19 protein-coding genes are annotated in these 20,918 nt (G+C 61.2%); 8 read left to right on the plus strand and 11 right to left on the minus strand.

All coding sequences use genetic code 11. The annotated features are described in order from the left end of the window. Positions 1-53 precede the first annotated feature (53 nt). Positions 54-1,388, minus strand: a complete 1,335-nt coding sequence (gene rlmD, locus FCL40_RS07720) for a 23S rRNA (uracil(1939)-C(5))-methyltransferase RlmD (protein ID WP_136852586.1) — start codon at positions 1,386-1,388, stop codon at positions 54-56. A gap of 134 nt (positions 1,389-1,522) precedes the next feature. On the opposite strand from rlmD, the gene barA reads away from it, so the two are divergent. Together barA and FCL40_RS07730 are read left to right on the plus strand one after the other, a co-directional pair. Continuing rightward, positions 1,523-4,249 carry a two-component sensor histidine kinase BarA gene (gene barA, locus FCL40_RS07725; protein ID WP_136852587.1) on the plus strand — a complete coding sequence of 909 codons (2,727 nt, stop codon included), beginning with the start codon at positions 1,523-1,525 and terminating at the stop codon, positions 4,247-4,249. A gap of 13 nt (positions 4,250-4,262) precedes the next feature. After that, positions 4,263-4,853 (plus strand): YjaG family protein, encoded by a 591-nt coding sequence (locus FCL40_RS07730; RefSeq protein ID WP_136852588.1) that lies wholly within the window; start codon positions 4,263-4,265, stop codon positions 4,851-4,853. Positions 4,854-5,119: 266 nt separating this feature from the next. Here the strand turns inward: FCL40_RS07730 and FCL40_RS07735 are convergent, their stop codons facing one another. Next, a complete protein-coding gene (locus tag FCL40_RS07735) occupies positions 5,120-5,869 on the minus strand; it encodes a TetR/AcrR family transcriptional regulator (RefSeq protein WP_136852589.1) in 750 nt (249 codons plus the stop codon). 239 nt (positions 5,870-6,108) lie between these two features. On the opposite strand from FCL40_RS07735, the gene FCL40_RS07740 reads away from it, so the two are divergent. The 6 genes from FCL40_RS07740 to arrB all read left to right on the plus strand — a co-directional run bounded on the left by FCL40_RS07740 (position 6,109) and on the right by arrB (position 13,374). Further along, positions 6,109-6,720, plus strand: a complete 612-nt coding sequence (locus tag FCL40_RS07740) for a thiol:disulfide interchange protein DsbA/DsbL (protein ID WP_136852590.1) — start codon at positions 6,109-6,111, stop codon at positions 6,718-6,720. Positions 6,721-6,730: 10 nt separating this feature from the next. Next, on the plus strand, positions 6,731-7,351 hold the full coding sequence (locus FCL40_RS07745; protein WP_136852591.1) for a disulfide bond formation protein B: 621 nt from the start codon (positions 6,731-6,733) through the stop codon (positions 7,349-7,351). Between the two features lie 41 nt (positions 7,352-7,392). Beyond that, on the plus strand, positions 7,393-8,148 hold the full coding sequence (locus tag FCL40_RS07750) for an outer membrane protein OmpK (RefSeq protein ID WP_205729109.1): 756 nt from the start codon (positions 7,393-7,395) through the stop codon (positions 8,146-8,148). Between the two features lie 24 nt (positions 8,149-8,172). Next, positions 8,173-9,882 carry an aryl-sulfate sulfotransferase gene (locus tag FCL40_RS07755; RefSeq protein WP_169307043.1) on the plus strand — a complete coding sequence of 570 codons (1,710 nt, stop codon included), beginning with the start codon at positions 8,173-8,175 and terminating at the stop codon, positions 9,880-9,882. A gap of 214 nt (positions 9,883-10,096) precedes the next feature. Then, positions 10,097-12,661: an arsenate respiratory reductase molybdopterin-containing subunit ArrA gene (gene arrA, locus FCL40_RS07760; protein WP_136852593.1), complete on the plus strand. Its 2,565-nt coding sequence runs from the start codon at positions 10,097-10,099 to the stop codon at positions 12,659-12,661. Positions 12,662-12,672: 11 nt separating this feature from the next. Beyond that, positions 12,673-13,374 (plus strand): arsenate respiratory reductase iron-sulfur subunit ArrB, encoded by a 702-nt coding sequence (arrB, locus tag FCL40_RS07765; RefSeq protein WP_136852594.1) that lies wholly within the window; start codon positions 12,673-12,675, stop codon positions 13,372-13,374. Positions 13,375-13,408: 34 nt separating this feature from the next. On the opposite strand, the gene arsJ is transcribed toward arrB, so the two are convergent. The 9 genes from arsJ to ribBA all read right to left on the minus strand — a co-directional run bounded on the left by arsJ (position 13,409) and on the right by ribBA (position 20,914). Continuing rightward, a complete protein-coding gene (gene arsJ, locus FCL40_RS07770) occupies positions 13,409-14,650 on the minus strand; it encodes an organoarsenical effux MFS transporter ArsJ (protein ID WP_136852595.1) in 1,242 nt (413 codons plus the stop codon). 56 nt (positions 14,651-14,706) lie between these two features. Continuing rightward, positions 14,707-15,714 carry an ArsJ-associated glyceraldehyde-3-phosphate dehydrogenase gene (locus tag FCL40_RS07775; RefSeq protein ID WP_136852596.1) on the minus strand — a complete coding sequence of 336 codons (1,008 nt, stop codon included), beginning with the start codon at positions 15,712-15,714 and terminating at the stop codon, positions 14,707-14,709. Positions 15,715-15,737: 23 nt separating this feature from the next. Beyond that, a complete protein-coding gene (gene arsB / locus FCL40_RS07780; RefSeq protein WP_136852597.1) occupies positions 15,738-16,796 on the minus strand; it encodes an ACR3 family arsenite efflux transporter in 1,059 nt (352 codons plus the stop codon). Between the two features lie 9 nt (positions 16,797-16,805). Then, positions 16,806-17,153 (minus strand): metalloregulator ArsR/SmtB family transcription factor, encoded by a 348-nt coding sequence (locus tag FCL40_RS07785; RefSeq protein ID WP_136852598.1) that lies wholly within the window; start codon positions 17,151-17,153, stop codon positions 16,806-16,808. 117 nt (positions 17,154-17,270) lie between these two features. Continuing rightward, positions 17,271-17,753: a phosphatidylglycerophosphatase A family protein gene (locus FCL40_RS07790; RefSeq protein ID WP_229360295.1), complete on the minus strand. Its 483-nt coding sequence runs from the start codon at positions 17,751-17,753 to the stop codon at positions 17,271-17,273. 11 nt (positions 17,754-17,764) lie between these two features. Further along, complete coding sequence (gene thiL, locus FCL40_RS07795; protein WP_205729120.1) at positions 17,765-18,730, minus strand: thiamine-phosphate kinase; 966 nt, start codon at positions 18,728-18,730, stop codon at positions 17,765-17,767. A 63-nt stretch (positions 18,731-18,793) separates the two neighbouring features. Then, on the minus strand, positions 18,794-19,204 hold the full coding sequence (gene nusB, locus FCL40_RS07800; protein ID WP_136852601.1) for a transcription antitermination factor NusB: 411 nt from the start codon (positions 19,202-19,204) through the stop codon (positions 18,794-18,796). A 28-nt stretch (positions 19,205-19,232) separates the two neighbouring features. After that, positions 19,233-19,697, minus strand: a complete 465-nt coding sequence (gene ribH / locus FCL40_RS07805) for a 6,7-dimethyl-8-ribityllumazine synthase (RefSeq protein WP_028109889.1) — start codon at positions 19,695-19,697, stop codon at positions 19,233-19,235. 110 nt (positions 19,698-19,807) lie between these two features. Then, complete coding sequence (gene ribBA / locus FCL40_RS07810; protein WP_136852602.1) at positions 19,808-20,914, minus strand: bifunctional 3,4-dihydroxy-2-butanone-4-phosphate synthase/GTP cyclohydrolase II; 1,107 nt, start codon at positions 20,912-20,914, stop codon at positions 19,808-19,810. Positions 20,915-20,918 lie beyond the last annotated feature (4 nt).

The following is a 20,918-nucleotide window of genomic DNA, read 5'->3' on the forward strand; positions in this document are numbered from 1 at the left end:
TTCCTGCCCCGGGGGCATGTTACCTTCACCGCCTCCTGGCGGCATCCTATTGTTCAGAGTCCACTTTTTTCAAAAAGTGCCATGGACTCCAAGTGTTGAGTATGGGGGAACATATCCACCAGTCCAACCCTCTTTAGCCGATAGCCCTGCTCAGTGAGCATTTTTGCGTCACGGGCCAGGCTGGCGGGGTTGCAGGAGACATAGAGCACCCGCCGGGGGCACCAATTGCCCAGGTGCGCCAGGGCACCGCCAGCACCGGCCCGGGCCGGATCCAGCAGCAGCAGGTCCACCGGCTTGAGCCAGCGCGGGTCGCCGGCGCCGTCGTTCAGATCCGCCTGGCAAAAACTGAGGTTGTCCAGCCCCAGCTCCCGGGCCCGGCCATTGCCCCTGGCCACCATGCTGCTGACCCCCTCGACCGCCAGCACCGACCGACAGCGGCGAGCCAGGGGAAAACTGAAGTTGCCGATACCGGCAAACAGCTCCAGCACCTGATCCTGCGGCCGCGGCGCCAGCCACTCCAGCGCCTGGGCCACCATCGCCTGGTTGACCTCGCCGTTGACCTGGATGAAGTCCCCGGGCAGATAGGCCAGGGGGGGACTCATCTCCCCCAGCTCGATGGCAAAGGGTGCAAGAGGCTTGCCATCGAGGCGGGTCACAGCGTCACCGTCGTCCAGCAGCACCGTCAGGCCATGCTTCCGGGCAAACGCCGCCAGGGCGCCGCAGTCGGCGTCTTGCAGCGGCTTCAACACCCTCAGGCAGAACAGCGACTCGCCGGCGGTGCGGGTCAGTTCCAGGTGCCCCAGCTGGCGTTTGCCCTTGAGGCCGCTCAGCAGGGTGTGAATCTCCGGCAGCAACCCGTCGAACGGCGGCACCAGGATGGGGCAACACTGCACCGGCTCGATCTCACTGCTGCCCTCTCGGCGGAACCCCATCCGCAGTTCGCCCCTCTCCACCCGCAGCGCCAAGCGCGCCCGGCGGCGGTAGTGCCAGGTGGAACCGAACAGGGGCTCGGCCACCTCGTCAGGCTCACAGCCCCCCAGGCGAGACAACATCTCCAGCAGGGTCTGCTGCTTGTAGGCGCGCTGCTGACCCGCCTCCAGGTGCTGCACCTGGCAGCCGCCACAGCAGCCAAAATGTTGGCACTGCGGCTGGATCCGCAGCGGGCTCTGGCCCAGTCGCCGCAGCAGTTTCGCCTGGGCGAACCGCTTCTTCTGCTCGGTCAGTTGCACCTCACCCCGCTCACCGGGGAGCAGGCCGGGAATGAACACCACTTTGCCCTGATGGTTGGCCACCCCCTGGCCCTTGTGGTCGAGGCGCTGGACATCCAGGGTGATTTTTTTAGACAACTTATTTAATTTATTGGACTTAGCGGTAAAAAACTGTGCCATGAAAAGGTCCGTTGATTACAATAGGGGGATCCACACTGGCGTGGTTACGGCTGAGAGTGCCGACGGCACCGGGCTCTGGGTGCACACGACGGACAACCTTAGCCAAATCAGATAAGGGGAGTATTGTCCCACAGATGAATGGGGTCACCAAATACAGTCTTCGGGCCTGGGTGCTGGTGCTGGCGTTGGCGCCCACCATACTGATCGGCATCCTGCTGGGCAGCTTCTTCACCCTGACCCGCTTCTCCGAGCTGGATCAGTCGCTGATCAACCGGGGAGAGAACATCGTCAGCCCCCTGGCGATGGCCGCCAGCTATGGCCTGAGCACCAGCAACCGGGATTACAGCCAGCGGCTGATCGACATGATCCACAAACAGAATTCGCTGTTTATTCAGTTAATCGCCATCTTCGACAATGAAAACCAGGTGTTCGTCACCAGCCAGTACCGGCAGAATTTCGACCTGATCAAGCTGCCCCTGAACCGGGACCTGAAGCAGGGGATGGATGTGGAACACATCGGCGATCACGTGATCATGCGCGCCCCGATCTTCACCCTGCCCACTGCGGCGATGAACACCGGCTACACCCCGCGCACCCAATTGGGGTACGTGGTGCTGCAGATCAACAAGCATGAGGCCCTGGTCAACCAGTATCGCGGGGCAGGCTGGGCCTTTATCATCGTCCTGATCGGGGTGCAGCTGAACCTGCTGTTCACCTTCCGGCTGATGAAGAACGTCACCCGCCCCATCACCGACATGGTGGCGGCGGTGGCCAAGATCCGCGAAGGCAAGCTGGATACCCGGCTGCAGGGGGAGCTGATCGGCGAGCTGGATCTGCTGAAGCGGGGGATCAACGCCATGGCGTCCTCCCTGGCGGAATACCACAACGAGATGCAGCAGAACATCGACCAGGCCACCTCGGACCTGCGTGAGACCCTGGAGCAGATCGAGATCCAGAACGTGGAGCTGGATATCGCCAAGAAACGCGCCCTGGAGGCGAGCCGGGTCAAGTCCGAGTTTATGGCCAACATGAGCCACGAGCTGAGGACGCCCCTAAACGGCGTCATCGGCTTTACCCGACAGCTGATGAAGACCCCGCTGCACGACAACCAGAGGGACTACCTCAAGACCATAGAGCGTAGCGCCGCCAACCTGCTCTCCATCATCAACGACATCCTCGACTTCTCCAAACTGGAGGCGGGCAGGATGGTGCTGGAGAAGATGCCCTTCGCCCTGCGCGACGCCGTGGATGAAACCATGCAGCTGCTGGCCACTGCCGCCGCGGAGAAGGGGCTGGAACTGGTGATCGAGATCGACCCGCGCCTGCCCGACAGCCTCAACGGCGATGCGATGCGTCTGCAGCAGATCCTGACCAACCTGGTGAACAACGCCATCAAGTTTACCGACAAGGGCAGCGTCAGGCTGCAACTGGACGCGGCCAAGGAGACCGCCGAACGGGTACTGATCCGCGGCGAGGTGGCCGACACCGGCATCGGCATCTCCAAGGAGCAGCAGTCGCTGCTGTTCCAGGCCTTTGGCCAGGGAGACAGCTCCATCAGTCGCCGCTTCGGCGGCACCGGCCTGGGACTGGTGATCACCAAACGCCTGGTCAACCATATGGACGGACAGATTGGCTTCACCAGCAGCGAGGGCCAGGGATCCACCTTCTGGTTTACCCTGAGTATCGAGAAGAGCCCGTTCGCCATCTCCGACCCCCTCAACCTGGATCAGGTACGGGGGCAGAGTGCCCTGGTGTTTGAGCCCAGACTGCTGACCCGCAACAACCTGGTACAGCAGTTGGACAGCTGGCAGCTGGACACCACCGCCTGCGGCTCCAGCGCCCCCCTGCAGAACTATCTCGAGGGACGTCATTTCAATCATGCCCTTATCGCCTGGCGTAAGCTGCACCCCAGCGAGTCGATGATGGAGACCCTGGCTACCATCCGTCAGCACTGCGACAACCTGGTGCTGCTGCTGGACAGCGACAGCAGTGAAGTGGTCCACCAGGTGGCGGAGATGGGCATCGATCACTGCCTGACCCTGCCGATGAGCGAACGGCGGCTGTTTGCCAGCCTGACCAATGGCGGCCCGCAGCCGCTGCCCGCCAGCGAACCCGTGCAGCTGCCTCCACGGGGCAAGCTGAACTTCAAGACCCTGGCGGTGGACGACAACCCCGCCAACCTGAAGCTGATCGACACCCTGCTCAATGAACTGGTCACCCGGGTGGATACCCTCTCCTCGGGCACCGAGGCGATCCGGCGGGCGGCCCAGGAGGAGTACGACATCATCTTCATGGATATCCAGATGCCGGGCATCGACGGCATCCAGGCCACCCGGGAGATCCGTCGCGCCTCCATGAACACCCGCACCCCCATTATCGCCGTCACTGCCCACCTGCTGGGGGAGGAGCGTGAGCTGGTGCTGGCCAGCGGCATGGATGATATCCTCACCAAACCCATCGATGAACGTGGCCTGGAGGAGATGATCCTCCGCTGGACCTCTTCCGCCACCGCCGACGCCGACCAGGTGGTAGACTGGGAACTGGCCCTGACCCAGTCCGGCGGCAACGACGGCCTGGCCCGTGAGATGCTGAAGATGCTGGCGGACAGCATCCCGGAGACCCGCCACCAACTCAAGCATTCGCTGCAGCAGGGGGACCGCAACACCCTGCAGCAGACGGTCCACAAGCTGCACGGGGCCACCTGCTACTGCGGTGTCCCGGCACTGCAGTCGCTGTGTGCCAACCTGGAATCGCAACTGAAACGGGGCCAGGGAACCCTGGACCTGGAACCGGAAATTCTCGAGTTACTCGACGAACTAAACAAGGTAGAATCCGCTGCCGAGACCATACTGGCAGCCTAAACGGAACCGATAGATGAGCAAGACACCCGGCTTCTTCAGCCGCATCAAAGCGCTGAGCCCAGACCAAAAACGCCTGTTCGCCACCGCGCTGGCGGAACGCATGCTGCCGAATTTTCAGCTGTTCTGCCACGCCACCGACAGCGAGGGCGCCGACCAGCTGCCACTCTCCCTGGACCTGCTGTGGGAGAGCTGCTTCAGCCAGCGGCTGAAACTGGCCCTGGAGCAGCAGATCGAGAAACTGGAGGCGATCACCCCGGACCCTGACGACCACGACATGTATGGGGTCTACCCCGCCATGGATGCAGTAGTGGCGGTCTCCACCATCTTCATCGCCATGCAGCAGAAGGTGGAGGAGGACCTGGTCAACGTCTCCAAACTCTCCAGCTCCACGGTCACCAACTACATCGAAGTGACCGAGATGCCTGAGCTGACCGGGCGCGAGCTGGACGACTTCATCTTCGCCCACGAGATGATGCAGGAGGAGAAGTCGATCCAGGCCCAGCTGCTGACCTGGGTGGAGTCCCAGCCCTCCCCGGACGAGATCAAGGAGATGCGCAGGGAGATCCGCGGCAGCGGTGTCTCCAATATCGGCATCAGCCTGTAATACCAGGTGCAATGGATCTTTGACCATTGCAAACGTCTCACTGCCGCTGAATCCAGGCGTGACCGAGAAGCAGTCGTGGCGCTGGCCGTCACAACATCAGCCAGTGGCAGTGAGACGTTCCCTCCGGGGTGATGGCAACGGGCCTTGTGCGGCGTCCGGCAACCTCGCTTTAGAGCCGCTGACACCTTGCCCGCCTTGCCTAAGGCCCGTTAAATTTAAGCTGGGTGATCCCATATTCCATCTACTTGGGATAAAGCGCCGGGCCCCTACCCCTCCTCCAGCGAAGCCTCAACCCGCTCCACCATCTCATCCACATCAAACCTCTCCAACTCTTCGTGAACCTGTTCGCAGAGCGCCAAAACCCGCTCCTCATCCATCTCCTCCAGGGGGGTTGTCCATTTCAACGGCTCCAGGATCGGCAGCATCGACTGGTACACCCTCTCTATGGGCATCTGCATCATCTCATCACGGAAACTGTAGTTGTTAGAGAACAGGGAAAAGCCCCGCTCCAGGCAGGTCACCAGATTGAGACAGTGATGGATGGTCTGGTCATCGGCCCCCAGTTCCCCCCGCTCACGGGCACATACCAGGAAGTCACAGTTGAGCTGGTACCAGCGGTCCAGCAGCTTGCGGGTGGTGGCAATGCGCTGGTGGGAGGCGTGTTTCCAGACGCAGGGCATCGCCGCCAGGAACTGCACCCCGCCTGGATCCATGGCAAGACGGGCACGGTAGACCCAGATCAGCTGCATGGCGACGAACCGCTCGGCAAAGCTGCCCGGCAACAGGGCAATCTCCTGGGAGGCCTTCACGCCCCACTTGCCGATGATGCGGTTAAACAGGGCAACGGCTATATCCTCCCGGCTGGAGAAGTAGTTATAAAGAGTGTTGACCGGACAGCCAGACTGACGAGCAAGTTCCAATAAACTGAGTGAAAATAATCCATTGTTTACTATCGCCTCTTCGGCCGAATTTAGAATCGCTTTATTTCTTTTCCGCTTTAACTCAGTACGGCTCATTTGTGCTCTGGCTCACATTGATTTTGGGGAAAGTATTCATGAATAACGAGTCTGTTTCTGTTAACCAATGCACAACCTAGGGGCTCTATATTCAAAACGAGAATCGAGTCACAGCCAGTTAACTAAAAGTGAAATAATTCCCCAAGGCGAGAAGAACTGCCATCACAGAAGCCATTCCCTTCTCTCCCTATTCTACTCCCATCAACGGCAACACTGCCTGTAACGACTGAGGAGAGATCATGAAACGTATCCTGTCCCTGGCCGCAGCCTCCCTGCTGGCCCTCACTGCCCACGCCGCCGACTACAGCGAGGGCAAGCACTATATCGACCTCAAAGAGAATGGGTTTTCAGCCACAAACAAGGTGGTCAAAGTCTATTCCACCAACTGCCCATTCTGCTACAAATATGAAAAGGCGGTGATGCCAAAGTTTGTGAAAAACTTACCTGAAGGCGTAACTTACGAAGCCTATCACATCTCCACCAAGCCACCGTTTGGAAAAGAAAAGGCCACGGTGGTGGCCGTGGCAAAAACACTTGGGGAAAAGCAATATAAAAAAGCCAAGATGGCCTATTACAAACACATTCATGACGACAAGGTTAAGTTTAAAAGCTCCGAAGAGGCAACCCAGTTCGGATTAGAATCCGCCAACATCGACCAGGCCACATTCGACCGCCTCAAGGACTCCCCCGAAGTCACCTCTCTGATGGCCAAATGGGACCAGGGGATCAAGGTGGCCAAGATCAAAGGGATTCCCGCCATCGTGGTCAACGGACGTTTCCTGATCAATACCCAGTCAATCACCAGCATGAAGATGCTGGATGAGCTGACCGCCGAACTGCTGACCAAGTAAGGGGGGCGCCATGTCTGTATCCGCGATAGCCCAAGGCTGGCAAAGCCTGAAATCCTCACCGGCCTCCACCCTGGAGCAGTGGCAGCGACAGCGTTGGGTTTGGCTGCTGATGAGCAGCGCCGCCCTGTTTCTGATCCTCTCCGCCATGGGTTACTTCCAGTGGTTCCTGGAGATGGATCCCTGCGAGATCTGTGTCTACATCCGCTTCAGCCAGATGTGCATCCTATTTGCAGGCCTGATCCTGGCGATCAAACCAGACAGCACCGCGCTCAAGCTGGTGGGCATGGCCCTGGCCTGGTACGCGGTGATTCAGGGGATGCTCTGGTCCATCGACCTGGCTGGACTGCATGACTCCTCTCACGCCCTGGATGCGGTGATGGCCGACGGCGGTGACCTGTTTGCCGCCGGCGGTGGCGGCGGCGCCTGCTCCACCGAGCCCAAATTTCCACTGGGACTGCCGATGCACATCTGGTTCCCCTACGAGTTTCAGCCCTCCGGCATCTGCGGTGAAGATGACTGGAGCCTGCTGGGGCTGAACATGGCCCAGTACTGCATCATCGCCTACTCACTGTTCATTGCCGCCCTGGCGCCACTGACTGCGGCCTGGCTCAAAACCCTCATTAAAAGATAACCACAACCGGCCCCGACTCCGGGGCCTCATCGGAGATGACCATGAAGACACGCGTATGCGCAGTGGCTATGGCCCTGCTCACCTCAATTCCGGCCCAGGCCGCCATGCTGGCGGTGGAAACCGGTGTGATGGACTGGGGCAGCCAGGCGGAAAGCCACTTCGGCAAAGGCAAGAGCGAGAACGAATTTGTCACCATTAAGGGCGCCACCGGCAGCGCCTTCGGCGACCTCTACGGCCATTTCAAGCTGGAGGACTTCACCGATTCGGAGATGCTCGGTTCGGAGATCAACCTGGTGGGTCAGATCAACATCGGTGACAGCGACTGGAACTGGTACGGCCAGGTGTTCAACAAGCAGAAGCCGGTCTGGTCCGAGACCAACACCACCCTGGGGATCAGCCATGACAAGACCTGGGGCAACGGCCTCTATACCCAGGTGGCCCTGGCTGGACACATCGTCACTTCAGACTACGCCCACTTCACCAAGGCCAGCGGCGAGCGTTTCGACGCCAACGGCTTCAACGGCGGCTATCTGTGGCTGTGCGCCACCAGGGACCTAGAGCTGGCCGGTCACGACCTCACCCTGGGCTGGTGGCAGGAACACTTCTTCGGTCGCGGCGACGACTACCTGATGGTCTCAGGCGACACCAAGGACCACGGTTTCAACGGTCAACTGACCCTGAGATACCACATCGGTGCCGGCCTGTCCGCCTCACTGCAGTACCGCTACGCCGAAAACAATCTGGGCAAGGAGGGCTTCCACGACGGTCTGTTCTACGCCCTGCAATACAACTTCTAACGAGAGAATCAAACTGGAGCAACGATGATGAAAAAGACTCTGCTAGCGACCTCCCTGGCCCTGGGCCTGCTGGGACTGAGCCACACCGCCCTGGCCGGCGGTGATGACTGGGCCGACAAGTACCTGACCACTGTGGCCACCCAGGGCGAGATCGGCATCGTCAAGGTCAACCCCTATGACTTCGCCCCCCTGACCGCGGTGATTGACCTCAACGGCTACCACATTAGCGACGTCAAGGTGCGCATCGAACCCAAGAAGGGCGGCAGCGTGATTGAGTACCCAGTGTCCGACACCGCCGTCACCACCCACAACGGCATCCCGGTATTCGGCCTCTATGCCGACTACAACAACACCGTGTCCGTGGAGTACAAGAAAGACGGCAAGAAGATCAAAGAGCAGTACAAGATCAAGACCGCCCCGGTCAAACAGCTGCTGTTCGACGGCCAGACCCGCTCCTTCCCCGAGGTGGACGTGGTCAAGGTGGACAAGAAGTTCAAGGACCGCCTCTACCTGGTGAACCATCTGGGTGCCGATGAGAACACCCAGGGCTGGGACAACTACCCCATCGTGTTTGTCACCGACACCGCCGGCGAAGTACGCTGGTTTATGGACTGGGACAAGGTGTATGACCAGGACACCACCAAGGGGATCGCCATGGGCTTCCACCTGGCGGATAACGGCGAACTCTACTGGGGCCAGGACCACTACTACGCCCGCTACGACATGCTGGGACGCAAGGTGTTCAAGCGTGACATGCCCCGCGGCTTCACCGGCTTCTCCCACGCCATGAAGGAGATGCCCAATGGCCACTACCTGCTGCGCGTCGCCAAGGACAACTACCTGCGCGAAGACGGCAAGCGGGTCAAGTCGGTCCGCGACCACATCATCGAGGTGGACCAGACCGGCAACGTGGTACACGTGTGGGACTTCAACAAGATCTTCGACAACATGCGCGATGATCTGCTCAAGGGGCTGGACTCCGGCGCCGTGTGCCTGAACGTGGATGAGAGCCACGCCGGCGAAACCATGGACATTGAACCGGACGCGCCCTTCGGCGATCTGCCCGGGGTGGCCGCTGGTCGCAACTGGGCTCACATCAACTCCGTCGACTACGACGCCAGTGATGACTCCATCATCATCTCCATGCGTCACCAGGGGACCGCCAAGGTCAGCCGCGATGGCGAGGTGAAGTGGATCCTGGCCGCCAATAAGGGCTGGGGCAAGCTGTCCGACAAGGTGCTGACCCCGGTTGACGCCAAGGGCAAGCCCCTGGACTGCAACATGAACACCGGCACCTGTGAAGGCACGGACTTCGACTGGCCCTGGACCCAGCACACCTCCTGGCTCACCAGCCGCGGTACCCTGGTCTCCTTCGACAACGGCGACGGCCGCCACTTCGAGCAGCCGGCGATGCCCACCATGAAGTACAGCCGTGGTGTGGAGTACAAGATCGACGAAGCCAAGATGACCGTTCAGCAGACCTTCGAATACGGCAAGGAGCGTGGCTACGAGTGGTACTCCCCCATCACCTCCAACATCGAATGGCGCGAGAACACCAACACCTTCTTCATGTACTCCGCCTCCGCCGGCCTGTTTACCGGCAAGCCCGGCAAGCACTTCATCAACGAGGTGACCGAGGATGGCAAGGTGAAGGTGGAACTGACGGTGAACTCCATGGCCAAGACCGAGCCCAGCTACCGGGCCCTGATCGTGGACCCCAAGCAGCTGTTCTAACCCCCAACTCCTGACGACACACCAAGCCCCGCCATGCGGGGCTTTTTTCCATCTGGCCCGAGACGCTCAGAAAATCACGCACATTTTATATGGTTATTATTTGACCAGAATCATATCAATGTCTGCCTTAAAAATACCAACATAGCCGGGAGCATAGGTGATATACGGCCAGGCTCATGCGCTATTACGTATATTGCAATACAAGGATGACACCATGATCAACAATGACGCGTTCAGCTCCTCCAGAAGGACGCTGCTGAAAGGCTCTCTGCTCGGCACCGCCGCCACCGGGCTCTCCGGAGGCTTTGCCCTCTCTCCCCTGCTCGATCTCATGGCAAATGAGTTGCCCAAGATAGACCTGCGGACCAATACCGGTTCCTGGGTGCCCACCACCTGCCAGGGCTGCACCTCCTGGTGTGCCAAGCAGGTGTACATCATGGATGGACGCGCCATCAAGGTGCGTGGCAACCCCCACTCCAAGATCCACGATACCGCCGGTTGCCCCCGTCAACACCTGGCCCTGCAGATGGTCTACGACCAGGATCGCCTGAAAACCCCGATGATGCGCACCAACCCCAACAAGGGGCGTCATGAGGATCCCAAGTTTGTCCCCATCAGCTGGGACAAGGCCCTGGATATGCTGGCTGACCGCATCCTGGCATTGCGGGAGCGTGGCGAGAGCCACAAGTACGCCCTGCTCCGGGGCCGCTACTCCCTGGCCAACGACCTGCTTTACGACAAGATGACTAAGCTCATCGGCTCCCCCAACAACATCTCCCACAGCGCCATCTGTGCCGAGGCCCATAAGGCGGGCCCCTTCTTCCTGGACGGCAACTGGGGTTACAACCAGTACGATGTAAAGAACACCAAGTACATCCTCTCCTTCGGCGCCGATCCCATCGCCTCCAATCGCCAGGTGAGCTTCTACTCCAGTGAATGGGGCAACACCCTGGATCGCGCCAAGGTGGTGGTGGTGGATCCCCGCCTGTCCGCCTCCGCCGCCAAGGCTCACAGATGGATCCCCATCGAGACCGGCCAGGATTCCGCCCTGGCACTGGCCATTGCCCACGAAGCCCTGGTGGCCGGCCTGTGGCATAAGCCCTTCGTCGGGAATTTCAAAGATGATCACAACCGCTTCGTCGCCGGCAGGGAGGTCGACGAGTCCCTGTTCGAAGAGAAGTACACTCACGGCCTGGTGAAGTGGTGGAACCTGGCACTGAAAGAGTACAGCGCCGAGTGGGGCGAGGCCGTCACCGGCATCAAGGCCGAGGAGATCCGCGCCATGGCCAGGGAGATGGGCGCCGCCGCGCCGGCGGTACAGGTATGGACCGCCCGTGGCGCTGTGATGCAGGCCCGCGGCAGTTATACCTCCATGGCCTGCCATGCCCTCAACGGCCTGTTCGGAGCCATTGACAACGAGGGCGGCCTGTTCCCCTACAACAAGGCCCCCCTGAACAAGAGCTTCCCCGATGCAGCGGACTACCTGGATGCCATCGCCAGCAAGGGTAAGAAGCACGAGAAGATCGACCAGCGCGGCCGCCTGGAGTTCCCCGCGATGAAGAAGGGAAAATCCGGCAAGGGGGTGGTGACCAACAACGCCGCCACCGGCATCCTCAACGCCGACCCCTATGAGATCGAGGTGATGCTGGCCTACTTCAACAACTTCACCTTCGCCGCACCGGAAACCGAGCGCTGGGAGAAGGCCCTGAGCCGCCTGCCCTACATGGCTCACGTGACCACCAACATCTCCGAGTTCAGCTGGTTTGCCGACCTGCTGTTGCCCGCCAGCCATCACATGTTCGAGAAGTGGGGGGTGCTGGCCGCCGCCGGTAACGGCGTCAGTCACGTCTCCCTGCAGGTCCCCAGCATCAAGCGGATGTACGACACCCGTCAGGATGAGACCGAGCTGCCCTACCTGCTGGCGAAGAAGTTGGCCGACAAGGGCTTCGACAATCCCTGGCGCTACATCAATGAACAGATCGTCGATCCGGAAACCGGCAAGCCCGCCAAGGACTCCGAGGAGTTCGCCGAAATCGCCGTGAAATACGTCACCGCCCCCCTGTGGCATCAGGACGCCTCCAAGTACGGTGACAAACTCTCCGGTTGGGATGAGTTCGTGAAGCTCGGGGTGTGGAACTCCCACCCCTACGACTACCGCAAGCGCTGGGGCAAGTTTAAGACCGAAACCCACAAGTTCGAGTTCTTCAGTGTCACCCTGGAGCACGCCCTGGCCAAACACGCCAAGCGCCACCATGTATCCATCGACGAGGTGATCAAGGCCTGTGAGTACACCGGTTTCGGCGAGAAGGCCTTCGTGCCTCACTACCAGGATCCGGTGCGCGATGGCGACGCCAAGGCGTTCCCGCTGCTGCTGGTGGACCACAAGTCCCGCCTCAGCCACGAGGGTCGCTCCCAGAATGGCTCGTGGTTTTACGAGTTTGCCGACGTCACCCCGGGCGACGAACCTCACCAGGATGTCGCCAAGATCAACCCCGTGGACGCCAATACCCTGGGCATCAAAGATGGTGATGCGATCCGCCTCATCAGCACCGTGGGCGAGCTGACCTGCACCGCCAAGCTGTGGGAAGGGGTGCGACCTGGCAGTGTCGCCAAGGCCTTCGGCCAGGGGCACTGGGCCTACGGCCGTCATGCCGCCAGAGAGTTCGGTAAGACAGCCAGGGGTGGCAGCAACAACGCCATTATCCCCGCCCGCTACGACCGTTTCAGTGGCGCCTCGGCCTTCTATGGCCATACCCGTATCCGTATCGAGAAAGCGTGAGGTAACAACAGATGAAACTTGGAATGGTTATCGACCTTCAAAAATGCGTGGGTTGCGGCGGCTGTGACCTCGCCTGTAAGACGGAAAACAATACCCCCGACGGCATCCACTGGTCCCATCACATCACCAAGACCGAAGGCACCTTTCCCAACGTCAGTTACAGTTACACCCCCACCCTGTGTAACCACTGTGAGAACGCGGCCTGTGTCGAGGTGTGCCCGGAACAGGCGATGTACAAGGCGGACAATGGCCTGACCCTGCATAATGTCGACAAGTGCATCGGCTGTCGCCGCTGTGAACGCGCCTGTCCCTATGGCGTGATCAGCTTCAACACGGGATCACCGCACCGCAACTGGCAGGATGATCACGAACTGGTGGCCGGTGGCACTGTCTCCCCGAAAGAGGTGCTGATGACCACCGGTGCCAAACACTCTCCCCATGAAAACCCGGAGCGCGGAGATACCTACCCGGTCACCCGCCCCGTCAAAACGGTGGAGAAGTGTACCCTGTGTGATCACCGCCTGGCACGGGGGCTTAACCCCGCCTGTGTGGATGCCTGTCCCGCCGGCGCCAGGGTGGTGGGCGATCTCAGCGATCCCTACAGTGAGGTGTCCCGCCTGCTTAAGATGCATCACTCTATGCAACTGAAGCCGGAAGCTGGCACCAAGCCCAGGGTGTACTACATCCGCAGCTTCGGGGTACGCCAGGCCTAACAGTGAAGATGGCGGGGTTAACCCGCCATTGTTGTTAGTGAAGGCCCTGTGACTGCCGGAGGTTTCTCGGCAGCCACAGGGAGATCAGGGTGGTCAGGGCAAGGAAGGCGGCAGACACCCACAGGCAGGCCGCCAGTCCCGCCATCTGAAACACCAGTCCAGAGAGAAGGGTGCCGACCAGCCGACCCAGGGCGTTGGCCATGTAGTAGAAGCCCACATCCAGTGAGACCCCATCTTCACCGGCGTAATGGACGATGAGGAAGGAGTGCAGACTGGAGTTGACCGCGAACACCGCCCCGAACAGCATCAGCCCCGCCACTATGGTGAACTGGGGCAGAAGCTGCAACTGCACCCCCAGGGCTACCGCCAGGGTGACCCCGGTGAGCAGCCCCGCCCACCTCAGGGCATCGCCGCCGTCAGGGACCTCACCGTGGCGACGGTCGCTGCCGGTGAGCCTCGGCGCGATCCCCTGGATGACCCCGTAACCGATCACCCACAACGCCAGGAAGCCGCCCACGGCGGTGTGGCTCCAGCCGAAGCGACTGCCCAGGTAGACCGGCAAGGCGACGACGAACCACAGATCCCGGGCTCCGAACAGGAACAGCCGGGCCGCAGACAGGATGTTGACACTGGGGCTCTTGGAGAGCAGTTGGGAGAACTTGGGCTTGCCCTTGGCCCGCCCCAGATCCCGGCCGAGCCAGTTGAGGCTGGCCAGCAGCACCAGCAGCAGCACCGACGCCATCACCACCATCGCCCCCTGGAACCCCAGCAGCACCAGCAGCAGGCTCCCGAGGAAGAAGCCCGCCCCCTTGAGGGCGTTCTTGGAGCCGGTAAGCACCGCCACCCAGTGGTAGAGGGCACCGGGCTGCCCCTTGGGTACCAGAGTCTTGATGGCACTCTTGGCACTCATCTTATTCAGGTCTTTGGCGATGCCTGACAGGGCCTGGGCCGCCATCACATAGGGTACGGACAGCCATGCCGAAGGCACCGCCAACATCAGCAGCGCCACCACCTGCATCCCCAGCCCCAGGTTCATGGTGCGGTTGAGACCGATGCGGGCCCCCAGATAGCCGCCCACCAGGTTGGTGACCACCCCGAAGATCTCATAGAACAGGAACAGCGAGGCGATGGCCAGGGGGCTGTAACCCAGCTGGTGGAAGTGCAGCACCACCAGCATCCTCAGGGCGCCGTCGGTCAGGGTAAAGTTCCAGTAGTTGAAGGTCACCAGCAGGTACTGGCGAAGGCCTGGACTCAGGCTGCGTATCTTGGCAATCATAAAATCAATACAGATAAACCGGCACAGAAAAGGCCGGTCCTAGGACCGGCCTGAAATCAGAGCCCCTGCGCCACCAGGTAGCGGGCCAGCTCCATGGTGCGGTTCACATAGCCCCACTCGTTGTCATACCACAGGTAGAGCTTAAGCTGGGTGCCGTCCACCACCATGGTGGAGGGCGCATCCACCACGCAGGAGTGGGGGTTGGTGCGATAGTCGATGGAGACCAGAGGACGTTCCTCGAAACCGAGGATCCCCTCGAGTTCGCCCTCGGCGGCCTGTTTCAGCAGGGCGTTAACCTCCTCCACCGTGGTGGCCCGCTCCAGCTCGAACACGCAGTCGGTGAGGGACGCGTTGCACAGGGGCACCCGCACCGCGTGTCCGTTGAGGCGTCCCTTGAGCTCGGGGAAAATGTGGGTGATGGCGGTGGCCGATCCTGTGGTGGTGGGGATCAGGCTCTCACCACAGGCGCGGGCACGGCGCAGATCCTTATGGGGCGCATCCAGGATGGTCTGGGTGTTGGTGATGGAGTGGATGGTGGTCATGGAGCCGTGCTTGATCCCCAGCTTCTCCTGGATCACCTTCACCGCCGGCGCCAGGCAGTTGGTGGTGCAGGAGGCGGCGGTAACGATACGATGCACCTCCCTGTCGTACCAGTGGTGGTTGACCCCAAACACCGCGTCCAGCACCCCCTCCTGCTTGACCGGGGCGGTCACCACCACCCGCTTGACCCCCTGGTCCAGGAAGGGTTGCAGCGTCTCTTTGCTCTTGAACCTGCCGGAGGCCTCGATGACGATGTCACAACCGGACCAGTCGCCCTCTGCCGGACTGGTGTGACTGGTCACCTCGATGCGCTTGTCGTCGATGACCATGGCGACGCCTTCGCTGCGAATGTCCGCATCCCAGCGGCCATGGACACTGTCGAACGCCAACAGGTGACTCAGGCTGTCGGCGTCACCGGCGGGGTCATTCACCTGGACAAACTCGAAGTCGGGCCACTGCCAGGCGGCGCGCAGGGCCAGGCGCCCCATGCGCCCGAATCCGTTGATACCTACTTTTACCGTCATCTTTTTCTCTCTCAGTCGGTTGATTACGCGGAGTGCGGCGCCGCGTCGGTATGGGGTTGTTCGTCTGCCTGGGGGAACCAGTGACGGGTGCGGTTGGCCAGGGCCACCAGGGAGAGCATCACCGGCACCTCCACCAGGACACCCACCACGGTCGCCAGCGCCGCACCGGAGTGCAGGCCGAACAGGGCGATGGCCACCGCCACCGCCAGCTCAAAGAAGTTGGAGGTACCAATCATCGCCGCCGGTGCCGCCACATTATGGGGCAACTTGAGCAGCTTGGCACCGCCATAGGCGATGGCAAAGATGCCATAGGTCTGAATCAGCAGGGGAATGGCAATGAGGCCAATCACCATGGGACTGGCCAGCAGAGTGGGCGCCTGGATGCCGAACAGGATCACCACGGTGGTCAGCAGGCCGGTCATGGACGCAGGCTTAAGGCGGTCACAGAAGCGGCCCAGGGCGGCTTTACCGCGTCGCAGCAGCAGCTGGCGGACCACAACACCCACGGCCAGGGGCAGTACCACATAGAGCAGGGTAGACAGCGCCAGGGTCTCCCAGGGCACAGTAATCTCAGACACGCCCAGCAGCAGGGCGGCGATGGGGGCAAAGGCCACCACCATGATGAGGTCGTTCACCGACACCTGCACCAGGGTGTAGGCTGGGTTGCCCCGGGTCAACTGCGACCAGACAAACACCATGGCGGTACAGGGTGCCACGCCCAGCAGGATCATGCCGGCGATAAACTGCTCCGCATCGGCGGCGGGCACCAGGTCGGCAAACAGCCCCCGGAAGAACAGCCAGGCGATGGCCGCCATGGTGAAGGGCTTGATCAGCCAGTTGATCACCAGGGTCAACCACAACCCTTTGGGCTGACGGCTCACCTGACGCACGGAGCGGAACTCCACCTGCACCATCATCGGGAAGATCATCACCCAGATGAGTACGGCGATCACCAGGTTGATCTGGGCCACCTGCCAGTTGGCCAGGGCGGCGAAGGCGTCGGGCCAGATTTGACCCAGCAGAACCCCCGCGCCGATGGCCAGGGCCACCCACAGGCTGAGGTAACGTTCAAACAGTCCCATGGTTCCTCCTCAGTCGCAGCACAGGGCCTTGCGGTCTGGGCGATCGCCCATGGCCGCCAGCCGCGTGATGTCGGCGTCGATGACGTCGGGTCTTTGCCGGTTAAGCCCATCCAGGGTATCCAGGGTCCAGTCCGGCAACTCAGCCAGGCGGTAGAACACCCACTGCCCCCTGCGTACATCCTTCAGCAGCCCCTCGCTGCGCAGACGGGCCAGGTGGCGGGAAATCTTGGGTTGGCTCTCATCCAGGGCAGCGGAGAGTTCACAGACGCACAACTCCCCTTCACGGCTGATGAGCAGCATGATCTTCAGCCGGGTGGCGTCGGCCAGCCCCTTGAGCAGGGATACGGGATCTCTCATGGTGACTCACATATGGAAAAGCAAATATGAACTCATTATATGCGCAGGCCCATATGTGTAAAGCCTGAAAGGTGACAATGGGGTGACAAAAGGCCCGTGAACCGCGGGCCTTTGAGATTACAGGTCGGGGAAGATGCGAGCCAGGGCCTGCAGCCACACCAGGGCGAACAGGCCGGCGAGGATATCGTCCACCATGATCCCCAGCCCCCCCTCCATCTGCTTATCGAAGAAGCGGATGGGCCAGGGCTTCCAGATGTCGAACAGGCGGAACAGGGCGAAGCCGATCACCAGCCAGTGCCAACCGGCGGGGGCGGCGATCAGGGTGATCAGCATCCCCACCACCTCGTCCCAGACGATGGCCGGGTGGTCGTGCACCCCCATATCCTCGGCGGTCTTGCCACACAGGTAGATCCCCAAGGCGGAGAAAAGGATCAGGGTCATCAGGTAGGGGAACAGCGACCAATCCTGCATCACCCAGTAGAGGGGAAAAGCCGCCAGGGTACCGAAGGTGCCCGGTGCCTTGGGGGCCAGGCCGAGGCCGCCCCCCAGGGCCAGGAAGTGCACCGGGTTAGTCAGGCGCACCGCGGGAAATCGTGTCATCAGGCTCACCATCAGAAGTGCCGAAAGCTCTGGGGAGCCTGTTGCAGGGGCTCACCCTCGCGGTAGTAGTGGATGCCGCTGCCGGCGCGGATCTGACCGATGCAGCTGTGGCTGACACCGGCCTCGCCCAGGGCGGTCATCAGCGCCCCCTTCTGAGCCTCGGGCACGGTAAACAACAGCTCGTAATCCTCGCCGCCACGGATCGCCAACTGTCTGGCCTCCTCGTCACCCAGGGTCTCCAACAGCGCCTTGGACAGGGGCAACTTGTCGATCTCCACGTGGGCGCCGACCCCGGAGGCGGTGACAATGTGCTCCAGATCGCCGGCCAGGCCATCGGACAGATCCAGGCAGGCACTGGCGATGCCGCGCAGCGAGCGTCCCGCCAGAATCCTGGGGGTGGGGCGCAGGTGACGGGTCACCAGAAACTCCCTGTGATCGTCGCTGGCCTGAAGCTCGCCCTTGAGCAACTTGAGGCCGGCGGCGCTGTCACCCAGATGGCCGGTGACGAAGATCCAGTCGCCGGGCTTGGCGCCGCTGCGACTCAGGGACTGATCCGAGGGGACATGCCCCAGGGCGGTCAGGGTGATGGTCAGCGGCCCACGGGTGGTGTCACCGCCCACCAGGGCGATGCCGTAGTACTCGCAGATCTGGTTGAGACCGGCGGCGAAACGGGACAGCCAGGTTTCATCGCTGCGGGGCAGGGTCAGGGCCAGGGTCAACCAGGCGGGGTCGGCCCCCATGGCTGCCAGATCCGACAGGTTCACCGCCACCGACTTGTAGGCCAGCATCTCCGGGTCGATGGAGGGGAGAAAATGGATCCCCTCCACCAGGGTGTCGGTGGTGACCACCAGCTGGTTGTTGGCCGGTACCCGCAGGATGGCGGCGTCGTCGCCGATCCCCATCAATACGTCCTTGCGCTGATTGCCGCGCTGACATCCCTGACGGAAAAACCGCTCGATTAATTCAAATTCGCTAATTGGCATACATAAAAAGGGCCACATAGGTATGTGGCCGCTCCATCAATCGATCAACGCTCAGGCTCAACGCTTCTGGGCGTTGGCCAGTTTGTCGAGCACTCCATTGACAAACTTGTGGCTGTCGTCGGAGGCGAAGGCCTTAGCCAGTTCAATGGCTTCGTTGATAGCCACCTTATAGGGCACGTCGTCACGGTAGAGCAACTCGTACGCACCCAGGCGCAAAACCGCCAGTTCGATGGGGTCCACCTCCTCGATAAGGCGAGCCAGGTAGGGTTTGCACTTATCGTCCAACTGCTTGGCGTGGGTGGCGACCCCCACCAGCAGTTCACGGAAGTAAGCCACATCTACGCCGTCGGTTTCCTGCTCTGTGAGGAAATGGTGTTCCACATTGGCCACATCATTCCCACTCATTTGCCATGAATAGATGGCCTGCACCGCCAGTCGGCGGGCTTTGCGACGCTCTGAAGGCTTCACTAGGTTCTCCTGAATTTATAGACGTCTCTTAGATCTGCTTAAGGACGTTTACCATCTCCAGGGCGCTCATTGCGGCCTCGTGGCCCTTGTTGCCAGCCTTGGTGCCGGCACGCTCAATGGCCTGTTCGATGGTATCGGTAGTAAGGACGCCGAAGGAGACGGGAGTATCAAACTCCAGCATCACCTGTGCCAGTCCCTTGTTGCACTCTCCGGCAACGAAATCAAAGTGGGGGGTACCACCGCGGATCACCGCACCCAGGGCGATGATGGCGTCGAACTCCCCTTTGGCAGCCAGTTTGCGGGCGGCCAGAGGCAGTTCGAAAGCGCCGGGTACACGAACGATGGAGATATCATCGTCATTGACGTTACCAAGACGCTTCAGGGTATCGATGGCGCCTTCCACCAGGCTCTCGACGACGAAGCTGTTAAAACGGCCGACCACCAGGGCGATCTTCGCGCCTTTGGCTTCAATGTTTCCTTCGATGACAATCATGATTTATATCCAAAAAACAGATTGGTAGACGCCCCGGTATGAGACAGGGGCGAAAAGTGGCGTAATGATAGCACAGCCAACGCTAAAAACTTAACGCTGGCCAGCCGGTTTTATTCACCGATGTACTCGGTCACTTCCAGTCCGAAACCGGACAGGGCGTGGTATCGTTTCTGACCGGAGAGCAGGCGCATGCGGGTCACGCCCATCTCCGCCAGGATCTGCGAGCCGACGCCGACGGTACGGGAGGTACCGAACGGCTTGTGTTTGGGCCCGGCCGCCCCCTGATCCTCCTCGGCATAGCTGCGGATCTGGGTCAGCAGCTCCTCGCTGCTCTGATGACGGCCCAGCAGCACCAGCGCACCGTTCTCCTCCCGGGCGATCCGCTCCAGGGCGGCTTCCAGGCTCCATGGGCTGGCGCCGCCACGCTGGGAGAACAGCAGATCATTAAATTCGTCGTGCAGGTGCACCCGCACCAGGGGATTGTCGCCGAGATCGCCCTTCACCAGGGCAAAGTGGGCCTCGCCGTCGATGGTGTCGCGGAAGCTCACCAGTTCGAACTCACCGAACCGGGTCGGCCAGCGGCAGCTGGTCTCACGGACGATGGTGGTTTCGTTGAGGTTGCGGTACTCGATAAGATCGGCGATGGTGCCGATCTTCAGCCCATGCTCCTCGGCAAACACCTCCAGTTGGGGGCGACGGGCCATGGTGCCGTCCTCGTTGAGGATCTCCACGATCACCGCGGCGGACTCGTAGCCGCCCAGGCGGGCCAGGTCCACCGACGCCTCAGTGTGGCCGGCGCGGGTCAACACCCCACCATCGCGGGCGCGCAGGGGGAAGATGTGACCGGGCTGGACCAGGTCGGTGGGCTTGGCGTCCTTGGCCACGGCGGTCTGCACGGTCACCGCCCGATCGGCGGCGGAGATGCCGGTGGTCACCCCCTGGGCCGCCTCGATGGAGACGGTGAAGGCGGTGCCATACTGCTCAGTGTGGCGGGACACCATCTGGTGCAGCCCCAGGCGGTCGCAACGCTCACCGCTCATGGGCATGCAGATCAGCCCGCGGCCATACTTGGCCATAAAGTTGATCGCTTCGGGGGTGACCGCCTCGGCGGCCATGATCAGATCGCCCTCGTTCTCGCGATCCTCGTCGTCCATCAGGATCACCATCTTGCCCAGACGGATATCCTCGATGATCTCTTCAATGCTGTTCAGTGCCATCTTG

This window comes from Ferrimonas sediminicola, from assembly GCF_005116715.1.
Taxonomy (GTDB): Bacteria; Pseudomonadota; Gammaproteobacteria; order Enterobacterales; family Shewanellaceae; genus Ferrimonas; species Ferrimonas sediminicola.

Excerpts from the sequence above, each read along its gene's own strand:
- rlmD (WP_136852586.1), bottom strand. The coding sequence starts at position 1,388 with ATGGCACAGTTTTTTACCGCTAAGTCCAATAAATTAAATAAGTTGTCT.
- barA (WP_136852587.1), top strand. The coding sequence starts at position 1,523 with ATGAATGGGGTCACCAAATACAGTCTTCGGGCCTGGGTGCTGGTGCTG.
- FCL40_RS07730 (WP_136852588.1), top strand. The coding sequence starts at position 4,263 with ATGAGCAAGACACCCGGCTTCTTCAGCCGCATCAAAGCGCTGAGCCCA.
- FCL40_RS07735 (WP_136852589.1), bottom strand. The coding sequence starts at position 5,869 with ATGAGCCGTACTGAGTTAAAGCGGAAAAGAAATAAAGCGATTCTAAAT.
- FCL40_RS07740 (WP_136852590.1), top strand. The coding sequence starts at position 6,109 with ATGAAACGTATCCTGTCCCTGGCCGCAGCCTCCCTGCTGGCCCTCACT.
- FCL40_RS07745 (WP_136852591.1), top strand. The coding sequence starts at position 6,731 with ATGTCTGTATCCGCGATAGCCCAAGGCTGGCAAAGCCTGAAATCCTCA.
- FCL40_RS07750 (WP_205729109.1), top strand. The coding sequence starts at position 7,393 with ATGAAGACACGCGTATGCGCAGTGGCTATGGCCCTGCTCACCTCAATT.
- FCL40_RS07755 (WP_169307043.1), top strand. The coding sequence starts at position 8,173 with ATGATGAAAAAGACTCTGCTAGCGACCTCCCTGGCCCTGGGCCTGCTG.
- arrA (WP_136852593.1), top strand. The coding sequence starts at position 10,097 with ATGATCAACAATGACGCGTTCAGCTCCTCCAGAAGGACGCTGCTGAAA.
- arrB (WP_136852594.1), top strand. The coding sequence starts at position 12,673 with ATGAAACTTGGAATGGTTATCGACCTTCAAAAATGCGTGGGTTGCGGC.
- arsJ (WP_136852595.1), bottom strand. The coding sequence starts at position 14,650 with ATGATTGCCAAGATACGCAGCCTGAGTCCAGGCCTTCGCCAGTACCTG.
- FCL40_RS07775 (WP_136852596.1), bottom strand. The coding sequence starts at position 15,714 with ATGACGGTAAAAGTAGGTATCAACGGATTCGGGCGCATGGGGCGCCTG.
- arsB (WP_136852597.1), bottom strand. The coding sequence starts at position 16,796 with ATGGGACTGTTTGAACGTTACCTCAGCCTGTGGGTGGCCCTGGCCATC.
- FCL40_RS07785 (WP_136852598.1), bottom strand. The coding sequence starts at position 17,153 with ATGAGAGATCCCGTATCCCTGCTCAAGGGGCTGGCCGACGCCACCCGG.
- FCL40_RS07790 (WP_229360295.1), bottom strand. The coding sequence starts at position 17,753 with ATGACACGATTTCCCGCGGTGCGCCTGACTAACCCGGTGCACTTCCTG.
- ribH (WP_028109889.1), bottom strand. The coding sequence starts at position 19,697 with ATGATTGTCATCGAAGGAAACATTGAAGCCAAAGGCGCGAAGATCGCC.
- ribBA (WP_136852602.1), bottom strand. The coding sequence starts at position 20,914 with ATGGCACTGAACAGCATTGAAGAGATCATCGAGGATATCCGTCTGGGC.